The 10,000-nt window shown below is 52.5% G+C and carries 8 protein-coding genes, 2 tRNA genes, 2 rRNA genes and 1 pseudogene; 4 read left to right on the forward strand and 9 right to left on the reverse strand.

Annotated features, from left to right (window positions below):
* Positions 1–75: 75 nt before the first annotated feature.
* Positions 76–687, reverse strand: a pseudogene (locus tag NH195_RS00025) (transposase); the annotation flags it as partial.
* On the opposite strand from NH195_RS00025, the gene NH195_RS21015 reads away from it, so the two are divergent.
* From NH195_RS21015 to NH195_RS21020, 4 genes are all read left to right on the forward strand, one after another.
* Positions 661–1,137 (forward strand): hypothetical protein, encoded by a 477-nt coding sequence (locus NH195_RS21015; protein WP_155846027.1) that lies wholly within the window; start codon positions 661–663, stop codon positions 1,135–1,137. The pseudogene NH195_RS00025 and the gene NH195_RS21015 overlap by 27 nt on opposite strands.
* A gap of 102 nt (positions 1,138–1,239) precedes the next feature.
* Positions 1,240–1,488, forward strand: coding sequence for a helix-turn-helix transcriptional regulator (locus NH195_RS00035; RefSeq protein WP_420795646.1), 249 nt, complete (start codon positions 1,240–1,242; stop codon positions 1,486–1,488).
* Between the two features lie 135 nt (positions 1,489–1,623).
* Positions 1,624–1,857 carry a hypothetical protein gene (locus tag NH195_RS00040; RefSeq protein WP_066701424.1) on the forward strand — a complete coding sequence of 78 codons (234 nt, stop codon included), beginning with the start codon at positions 1,624–1,626 and terminating at the stop codon, positions 1,855–1,857.
* 183 nt (positions 1,858–2,040) lie between these two features.
* Complete coding sequence (locus NH195_RS21020) at positions 2,041–2,193, forward strand: hypothetical protein (protein WP_155846028.1); 153 nt, start codon at positions 2,041–2,043, stop codon at positions 2,191–2,193.
* 44 nt (positions 2,194–2,237) lie between these two features.
* Here the strand turns inward: NH195_RS21020 and NH195_RS21025 are convergent, their stop codons facing one another.
* The 8 genes from NH195_RS21025 to NH195_RS00075 all read right to left on the reverse strand — a co-directional run bounded on the left by NH195_RS21025 (position 2,238) and on the right by NH195_RS00075 (position 9,999).
* Complete coding sequence (locus tag NH195_RS21025; RefSeq protein ID WP_155846029.1) at positions 2,238–2,570, reverse strand: hypothetical protein; 333 nt, start codon at positions 2,568–2,570, stop codon at positions 2,238–2,240.
* A gap of 12 nt (positions 2,571–2,582) precedes the next feature.
* Entirely contained in the window at positions 2,583–4,148 is a 1,566-nt protein-coding gene (locus tag NH195_RS00045; RefSeq protein ID WP_066701426.1) for an esterase/lipase family protein, read from the reverse strand.
* A 2-nt stretch (positions 4,149–4,150) separates the two neighbouring features.
* Positions 4,151–5,110, reverse strand: coding sequence for a hypothetical protein (locus NH195_RS00050; protein WP_066701428.1), 960 nt, complete (start codon positions 5,108–5,110; stop codon positions 4,151–4,153).
* Positions 5,103–5,903 carry a DUF4123 domain-containing protein gene (locus NH195_RS00055; protein ID WP_162265835.1) on the reverse strand — a complete coding sequence of 267 codons (801 nt, stop codon included), beginning with the start codon at positions 5,901–5,903 and terminating at the stop codon, positions 5,103–5,105. Before NH195_RS00055 ends, NH195_RS00050 begins: the two co-directional genes overlap by 8 nt.
* A gap of 448 nt (positions 5,904–6,351) precedes the next feature.
* Positions 6,352–6,428: transfer RNA gene (locus tag NH195_RS00060), tRNA-Met, on the reverse strand.
* A gap of 55 nt (positions 6,429–6,483) precedes the next feature.
* A 5S ribosomal RNA gene (gene rrf, locus NH195_RS00065) occupies positions 6,484–6,598 on the reverse strand.
* Between the two features lie 88 nt (positions 6,599–6,686).
* Positions 6,687–9,514: ribosomal RNA gene (locus NH195_RS00070) — 23S ribosomal RNA — on the reverse strand.
* 409 nt (positions 9,515–9,923) lie between these two features.
* Positions 9,924–9,999 (reverse strand) — tRNA-Ala (locus tag NH195_RS00075).
* Between the last annotated feature and the right edge of the window lies 1 nt (position 10,000).

Raw genomic sequence — 10,000 nt, forward strand, 5'->3', positions numbered from 1 at the left:
GCCGATTCTGTTGAAAAACTGATGTTTGCGAGCGCAGAATTTGCGGTTCCCGAATGGGCGTGAGCGCCTTTCTTTTCAGGCTTTTCGCGGTTGCTGCGGCGCAGGAAAGATCTTGGCCAGTTTACGGAGGTTTTGGGCGGTTGCGGCGAGGAGGAATTCGTCATTTGCGCCGCAGGGTCCACGTAACCTGAGCCGGTTCAGGCCAAGAATTCGTTTGAGATGCGCGAAGAGCATCTCGACCTTCTTTCGGAGCTTCATCGAGATATCGTATTGGTGGGTTTTGGCGATATCACGGGCAACTTGGCGGGCGTCTTCGTGTTCTTCGCGGGTGATTTTGCGGGCTTCTGCATTCGGGCAGCAAGTTGGTTTCGATGGACAGGTTTGGCAAACCTCCTTCAAAGCTCGATAGCGGGCTGTGCCTTTGCCGGTCGGACCTCGGTTCGGGTCGGAGTAGTTTCGCCGGAACTGCTTCAGTTCGTGACCTTCGGGGCAGATATACTGATCATTCTCCGCGTCCCATTCGAACTCCGCGCGTGACCAAGTGCCGTCGCTGCGCCCCGCCTTGTCGATGACGGGAATATGCGGCGCAATCTCACGCTCAACCAGCCAACCCAGCATTGGGCCTGATCCATAAGCTGTGTCTGCGATCAAACGCTCGGGGTGCAGATCGAACCGGTCTTTGACACGGGTATCCTATCATACGTATCGAGCGGGCACCTGCATGGCTTCGGCTATGAGCTGCCCCGCTCCCTGTCATCGGCGCCCGTAGCCATTCCGAAAGCGGCATGGGCGGGAAATTGCGATTGGGCAAACGGAACGCTCAGTTTCCGGGGCTTGGAATTCGTGGACGTGCGCCTGACGACAAACCGCATTCGCAACGAAATCCTCGAACGCGGCGTTGTGGACAAGACGCCGACCACCCCCGCCGGACGGCCCGGCGTGGGCCCAGCCATTGAGGAAGCGTTTCAGACCCTTCTCCAAGACGGTCAGATTGATGTGAGCGCATCACAGGCGTCCCATTACCCAAAGATCCGGGCATGGCTTGAATTGAACAAACCCGACCTGCCCGTGCCACCTGCGCATCTTTCCGACAAAACAATATACAAATATTTTTCTCCTCTTTTCAAAGGCTTGTGATTTTTTCAAATTCTCTAAATTGCTTTTCTATTTAGAGATATTTTTGGAGAATTCGCCTTAGGCCAAATCAATAGCATCTGAACGCAACAAGGGACGAAACAGATGCAAAAGATGCAAGCAGCCAATGACAATAACCGCCCGGCCACCGATTATCTGGACGGGTTCATTGACGAGAAGAAAGCCGCAGACTTCCTGTGCCAAAGCGTGCGCACGATCCAGAAATGGCGTGTCACGGGCTATGGGCCGAAGTTCTACAAGTCGGGGCGCTCCGTGCGCTACCGCCGCCGCGATCTTCTCGAATGGGGCCAAGCGCGCTGTCACGGCAATACCAGCCAGTACACCGTCGCCTAACCCAGCCTTCTAAGTTTTGCCCGTGTGGGGCTGGCAGCGCCATGCGGGATTTTGGGGCCGGACGGCTCTTGCGGGCGCGGGGCAAATGGTTCTCGCGCCCGTTCCATCTCACATTTTTCTATAGGAACTGACACCATGTCGAAACATCCTGCCCACAAGATCAAACTGGGCCTGATCACTGCAACCATCTGGGACAATGACGGCTTCTATTCCGTCGATCTCTCCCGCGCTTACAAAACCAGCCAAGGCGATTGGCACTCCACGCCAAGCTTTGCCCAAGGCGATCTTTTGAACGCCGCCAAATGCGCCGAGCGCGCGGAAATATGGATTGCGCGCCAAATGTCGAAAGACGCCACACAGCGCGCCTAAAGCTTCCCATAAGATCGGAGCCGGGCACTGCCCGGCCCCAAAACAAAAGCTGCCCCGCCGGAGGCACAAAGCGCATCCCGCTTCATCCGGTTTCTTCAATTCAAACCACGACAATCAGCCGACAGGCAAAGGGGGGTCATGTAACACCCCCCTCCACGACTACGAAAGCGAAGACAAGAGTAGATGACGGCACAAATCCTCCATAGCGGCTTTGACGGCCTCCGCTTCACCGTACAATCAGAGATCACGCCGGAACTGGCGCTGGCGAAAGCCCATGCCAAAGAGCACGGGCACGATATTGAGCTGCGCTTTGGAGATGTGCTCTTGTCCCATTGATAGGGACAAATTTTCAATAGATGATGAAGGAAAAAACGCAGCGGTTAGCTCAGAGTTAAAATTTCGTAGGCAGATTCTAAAAATAATGACCGCCCAGACCATTTCTGTTTTTGCTCACAGCGGCGAAACTCCTCAAGTTCGCAAACATCGGTGTGTTTCTGATGCCCAACGCGACACAGGTTTAGCAACTCATCGTCGCGAATTTCTGGTAACGTCATCGCAACATCAAACGCCCGATCAAAAAAATCAGATAGGAATTCAATGCTGCGATCTGGTCCGTATGTTTCGTTCAAAAATACGGCTTTCAACCGCTGTCGCCGTTTCCTTACGGAAAGGTCACAAAGTCCCGCCACCTCTTTGTCATTTAAAACAAACATGCATTTTCTGCCTCAATATAGCGAGCACTGCCCCAAAAGGGACCCTATGGTTTCCTTCACCCACGACTGGACCGACAGGGCGTCCGTTGCCGCATCGTGCGTATATCCGGAGGTATGCGCCTTCTTCCGGGACGGAGCCACATTTGCAAATGCCCCTGAACTTGTAGGTACCGTCCCGTCGCCTGCCCCACTCCCCAAGTCAATCTTGTAATCGGTTCCGAACCAGCCTCCCGAGACTTCTTTGTCTGCCTCATCACCTGTCCTCAGATGTTCTCGCCGGTAGTCATGGGTTCGATCCTCAGAAACATCATCGTCATTGATACTGCGGCCCAAGGCCCCCAGAGGTTTATCGCTCTCCCAGTCAATTCTATCATAGGTTTTCAGACTGCTATCGTCACTGTAGCATATGTAAGTAATTTCGTGAAAATCGCCGTTTGAGATTAGTTTGTCATGTAGGCTTTCTGCGTTGCGATTTTGTTCTGCAAAGTAAGAAAAGGCTGATTTTTTAGGAGAAGCAGCTTCCATCCCTTCTGGGAACAACCATTCAGGGTTGGCTGCACGATACATACGATCCTCGCGCCGGTAGATTTCCGTATAAGGATTGCTACTGGGAAGTTCGATATATGGCGCGTCTCCGGACACCCATCGCCCGATCATATTTCGCTCCGGATTTTGAACCGCAAGCCATTTGCTGTTACCAGCATTGTCGCGATATCTCTTATTGGGCAAAAGCTCTTGCCCACCAGGCATGTGTCCAAGAATAGCCGTAACCAGGGCTCCCTGCCGCCCCAAAGCCAAGTAGGTCACAGTCTCCATGCTCAGAACGCTTTTGGGGTGCTCGAAGCCGAAGTGAAAGCGCTTGTACGCTGCCGCGGCACCATCGGTTGGCATCGCGGTGTGGATCACAGCAAAGACGTCATCCTCAGCGCCGTGAATTTTTGTCGCTGAGCGCGCAACCAGCCCCCCCATGGAGTGGGTCACCACAACGGCTCCAGGACACTGGGCACCGATCTCATCCGCGCGGGCTTTGCCTCTAGAGACCCATTCCTTGATCTTTTCGGCGGCGTACTTCCCCGAGTCATAATTCGATTGTGACCAATTATAGCCAAGGGCAAAAACCGGCATTTCTACGAGGTTGAATAGCGGATTGGACTGTTTCGCCTGCTGGCTGATCTCAAGGCGACTGTGTTCGAGTTGCTTGAGAATTCCGCCGTAAAATCCCCAGGCAACGGAGCCCCAATTCCGCTCCACCTGAGATCCCCAAAAATCACTGGAAACAGCAACGAGGTCGTCATGTGCAGCATATTCAACCGGTTTCAAATAGTCTTTATCAAAGGCATTTCCGCCAATGAGAAGCTTTTTACGTTGTTGCGCTGCATCAGAAACGTTTTCGCGTTCGCGCAACCGGAACAGATCCGGCCCGATCACCGAGCCGGAATTCCAAATGTATTTTTTGCCCATGAGTATTTTGTCATCTGGAGCCCAGACGATCTCACCCTTGGCAGTTTGAAGGGGGGATCCCATAATTCCGGGAATAAAAATGACAGGGACAACCACATCCTTCGGGCAAGAACTCATAATCAACGCTCATTTTTTTGAATCGACTGTAAAAAACCAAGAATTTGGGCTTCGCTTTCCTCAGGGGAACGATCCTTGTTTTCAAAGTCATTGATATAAATTCGAGATTCTGTCGCATCCCCCTGAACACCATCGATAAAGGCACGGAATGCACGCGAGGACACTCCGTCTTCCTCTGCGGTCAATCGGATCAACCCACCAGTGCGTCCGGATTTTCGCAATTCCACGCCCTCCGCTTTGATCCCGAAATCGGCGAATGTCGGCCCGGAGACAAGCGGGCGTTCATCTTCTGGTGGCTCTTTTTGCATGGACAATGTCAGGTTGAAAGAGGAGCGTTTATAGATATTCCGGGTCGAGCGCCCTAGAAAAACAGCATCATAACTATACGTATTTTGCGGGATATAGCCTGAGAACACGTACCCATTGAAACAAAAGCCATCACTGCGGTTATCCGTGGTTTCGGGAAAAACATTCAGGCTGTTATAGAATGCGCGATATTGCGGTCCGCTTCCGTCACCGACTTTGGATATTGAAGCATCTTCGGTGAACACGATGACATCGTCATTGACTTTGCGCCCCCCCCAGAAAACGAGACTATCGTCTGAAACACCATAGTTGAAGCGCTCCCGCGCTACTATAAAATCCCAGCCGTTAACGCGTGTGGAAAAGACCTCCTCCCCAAAGCGATCCTGTGCCCGAATATAGTCACGTGCCGATCCGACAACGTCCTGTATGATTTCCGGCTCATGCCAATCAATGCTTGCACTTGCAGGCGCTGGTGTGAAATCGGGAGGGATTTTCATGGAATGATACCCAAGGCAGTAGTCCTGCCAGCCGGTCGTATCCACGGCAATTTCGCTCAAATCAATTTTTGTCATATCCGTCTCCGGTTTACACGCCGCGAGGGCACAAAGGCACAGAAGTCCAATCCCGCCACCGATATATTTCTTCATCTTACGCATGCCGTATGATCCCTCCTCGGCTTGGATCAGCAGCACACCATATCAAACTCAGGTGTTCCGCAAAAAATTGCCTTCCGTTTTTACGTGTCAGGATTTTGGGCAGCTCGCAAAGAACAGTTGGCTCCCAGAACCGGAAATAATACCACTTCCCGTTTTCATCCTGCACCTTGGTAAACTTGCGGAAATGCTTCCAAATGTCATCAAATTCCGTTCGTGAGCGAATAAAAACTCCCGGTTCCCGATGCCACATATGCGCGGTCGTCATAGTCTCCGGCATGTCGGGGAGATGGGTTAACAGGCGTCGGGTAAAGGGCGCATCCTCCGTCAGTTCAAACAGATAGGGCGCGACGTCTTTTTGCTCCACGGCGGCGGGACCTTTGAATAGACATCGGAACGGCACCTCGCAATCCTCGATTTCGCTCAACCCGGATTGGAATTTGTTGGCATCAAGGACGGCATAGGTCTTCATCGCCGGGACGTTTTCAATTCCACCATACTGAGTGATTTCGGCCTCTGTCGGCGTAGGCTGACCAAAGAGCGGGTCATAAAGCGCATCTGGAACGGTCTTCATCGGCCAGACGCCGCGTTGCCTGTCCAGTGGACTGATCGCGATCTCTTCAATGATTAGATAGCTTTCTTGCTCTCCGCCTCTAACTCCTATGAGCGGACCCATAGGTCCCATTTCAGCAGGATTTCCCGAATGTACCGCCTGCGCCAGCGCAGAAATTTGCGAATGGTTGGCTGTCGGTCGGTCGAGGTACTCGGGTACGGGCAGAACATTGTCCAGCCGCATGAGTGTAAGGCCTCTGTGCAAAATACAGGCTTCGACCCCAGCGCAATAGGTGGCATAGCTGTCCGCCCAGACCGACACAAAGCACCGACAATCGGTACCACTCTGCGCGTCACGAAAGACGCAATCCCCCATCCATGCTTCAAAAGTACTCATGTAAAACAATCCGCTAAATTCAGCCTTTGGCTAGCATGTACAACACAACCCAAAGCAGGGGGAAAGTATAGTTTTTTACACCAATTGCGCCTCTAGGTTGCAAATAGAAACACCGAGGCCACACTCAATGGAAGTTCACCGCTTTCTGCCGTTAGCATCCGTTGCCTATCCACCACACTGTTGAGCTCGCCCCATTTGCTTCCAGCGTGGTTTTTGGTACGCTACGGCCCAAACGCAAGAAACGCCCGGAAGGCGCCTATTGTTTTGTGTTATATGGGAATTTTGTATTCGACCTTGGTTGCGGGAGTAGGATTTGAACCTACGACCTTCAGGTTATGAGCCTGACGAGCTACCGGGCTGCTCCATCCCGCGACAGGGTCGAATGTGTGTTAAGCATCGTATGAGAGATTAATAAGCTGATTATTAGGTTTGGCGGTGACCTACTCTCCCACGTCTTAAGACGCAGTACCATTGGCGCAATCGTGCTTAACGGCCGAGTTCGGGAAGGGATCGGGTGTTTCACTGACGCTGTGACCACCAAACCGAATAATGAGCTTATGTCCAAGTCAAGTAAGTGTTGTGTATGCTTTTGATTTCGTTCGAGTAAGAGCAGTTTTGCTTTTACTGGATCAAATCAAGCCTATCGGGCAATTAGTACTGGTCAACTGAATGCATTGCTGCACTTACATCTCCAGCCTATCGACGTGGTGGTCTTCCACGGCCCTCAGGGATACCTTGTTTTGAGGGGGGCTTCCCGCTTAGATGCCTTCAGCGGTTATCCTTTCCGATCATAGCTACCCTGCACTACCGTTGGCACGATAACAGGTCCACCAGTGGATCGTTCACCCCGGTCCTCTCGTACTAGGGGCAACTCCTCTCAAGTATCCTACACCCACGGCAGATAGGGACCGAACTGTCTCACGACGTTCTAAACCCAGCTCACGTACCTCTTTAAATGGCGAACAGCCATACCCTTGGGACCTGCTCCAGCCCCAGGATGAGATGAGCCGACATCGAGGTGCCAAACACTGCCGTCGATATGGACTCTTGGGCAGTATCAGCCTGTTATCCCCGGCGTACCTTTTATCCGTTGAGCGATGGCCCTTCCACTCGGGACCACCGGATCACTATGGCCGACTTTCGTCTCTGCTCGACTTGTCAGTCTTGCAGTCAGGCTGGCTTCTGCCATTGCACTCAACGAGCGATTTCCGACCGCTCTGAGCCAACCTTCGCGCGCCTCCGTTACTCTTTGGGAGGCGACCGCCCCAGTCAAACTACCCGCCACACAGGGTCCCGGGCCCAGATAATGGGTCGCGGTTAGACATCAAGCAGAACAAGGGTGGTATCTCAAGGAAGGCTCCACAGGAACTGGCGTTCCTGCTTCAAAGCCTACCACCTATCCTGCACATGTTGTGCCTGATGCCAGTGTGAAGCTGTAGTAAAGGTGCACGGGGTCTTTCCGTCTAACCGCGGGAAGCCTGCATCTTGACAGGCAATTCAATTTCGCTGAGTCGATGTTGGAGACAGCGGGGAAGTCGTTACGCCATTCGTGCAGGTCGGAACTTACCCGACAAGGAATTTCGCTACCTTAGGACCGTTATAGTTACGGCCGCCGTTTACCTGGGCTTCAATTCAGAGCTTGCACCCCTCCTTTTAACCTTCAGGCACCGGGCAGGCGTCAGACCCTATACGTCGTCTTGCGACTTCGCAGAGCCCTGTGTTTTTAGTAAACAGTCGCCACCCCCTGGTTTGTGCCCCCAGCCAATACTTGCGTAGAAACTGGGCCTCCTTCTCGCGAACTTACGGAGGTATTTTGCCGAGTTCCTTCAACATCGTTCTCTCAAGCGCCTTGGTATTCTCTACCAGTCCACCTGTGTCGGTTTAGGGTACGATCTAATGAGAGGCTATTTCCAGGGACCGCTGAGCCGCCCATTCAATCCGATAAGGATGAACGACCTTTGCGATCCGTCACTTCTCTCTGGCCACTGAATATTAACAGTGTTCCCATCGACTACGCCTTTCGGCCTCGCCTTAGGGGTCGGCTTACCCTGCTCAGATTAGCTTTAAGCAGGAACCCTTGGACTTTCGGCGACAGGGTCTCTCACCCTGTTTGTCGCTACTCATGTCATCATTCTCACTGGTGATCTCTCCACGGGATCGCTCACGCGCCCGCTTCACAGAAAGCTTCGAGCCTCTAATGATCCCCTTGAGGATCGAAAGAGGCATGAAGCTATATCACACCACGCTCTGCTACCATGCCTTACGGCATCCTCGGCTTCGGCTCATGGCTTGAGCCCCGTTACATCTTCGCCGCAGGACAACTTATCTAGACCAGTGAGCTGTTACGCTATCTTTAAAGGATGGCTGCTTCTAAGCCAACCTCCTGGTTGTTTTGGTCGTCCCACCTGCTTTCCCACTTAGCCATGAATTAGGGGCCTTAGCCGGAGGTCAGGGTTGTTTCCCTCTCCACTACGGGCGTTAGCACCCGCAGTGTGTCTGCCATCTAGTACTCCCGGGTATTCGGAGTTTGGTTAGGATCAGTAAGCCTGTGGGGCCCCATTACCCATCCAGTGCTCTACCCCCCGGGGTATTCGGATGACGCTCTACCTAAATAGATTTCGCAGAGAACCAGCTATCTCCGAGTTTGATTGGCCTTTCACCCCTAGGCACAACTCATCCCGACCTTTTTCAACAGGTGTGGGTTCGGACCTCCAGTAAGTGTTACCTTACCTTCATCCTGGTCATGCCTAGATCACTCGGTTTCGGGTCTGATCCCACGAACTCATGCGCCCTATTAAGACTCGCTTTCGCTGCGCCTACACCTAACGGCTTAAGCTTGCTCGTAAGACCAAGTCGATGACCCATTATACAAAAGGTACGCCGTCAGGACTCGAGGTCCCTCCGACTGCTTGTAGGCGTCCGGTTTCAGAAACTGTTTCACTCCCCTCGTCGGGGTGCTTTTCACCTTTCCCTCACGGTACTGGTTCGCTATCGGTCAGTAAGGAGTACTTAGCCTTCGGGGGTGGTCCCCCGATCTTCAGACAGAATTTCACGTGTTCCGCCCTACTTAATACGTCACTCAAAGCTTCCTATACGGGGCTGTCACCCGCTATGGCCAGACTTTCCAATCTGTTCTAGTCACTCATCGTGCTCGGCTGGTTCCCGTTCGCTCGCCGCTACTAGGGAAGTCTCTATTGATGTCCTTTCCTCCGGGTACTTAGATGTTTCAGTTCCCCGGGTTTGCTCTTAAAACCCTATGTGTTCAGGTTAAAAGTACCTGTTTCAGCAAGATATAAGCAGCCTAAGCTATTATATCGAACTGTCAGGTGGGTTCCCCCATTCGGAAATCCATGGATCAAAGCCTATTCTCGGCTCCCCATAGCTTATCGCAGAGTATCACGTCCTTCATCGCCTCTTACTGCCAAGGCATCCACCAAACGCCCTTCTCGCGCTTGATTTGATCCAGAAAGAGCAAAACTACATGATGTCCTACCGCCTGTCGGCGACTTGAGGACGAAGTTTGCGAGCAACGCGAGCTGGTAAAGACGCGAAGCTATACTTTCAGGACCAAAAGCATACTTTCCCGCTTCCGATCTTGTATGGGATCGGAAACGCGCTGCAGTTCCGCAGAACCGCAACTTGGTTAGTTTACTTGACTTGGGCAACATCATCTTTTCAGCCGCGATACAGACGTTGGACCGGGAATGTGGTCCGCTGAATGCCTTCCTTGCGGAAGCGACCGAGATCAACCCTCACTTGGGCGATCAACGATGTTGCATTTAATCTCTCTATACGATGTCAATTGTCGTCTAAGATTAGACGAGCAAACACTGATCTCAGTGCTTGCTGATGTAATCTTAGTGGTAATGGTGGAGCCTATCGGGATCGAACCGATGACCCTCTGCTTGCAAAGCAGATGCTCTCCCAGCTGAGCTAAGGCCCCA

Origin of the sequence: Celeribacter ethanolicus, assembly GCF_001550095.1 — a bacterium.
Classification (GTDB): domain Bacteria; phylum Pseudomonadota; class Alphaproteobacteria; order Rhodobacterales; family Rhodobacteraceae; genus Celeribacter; species Celeribacter ethanolicus.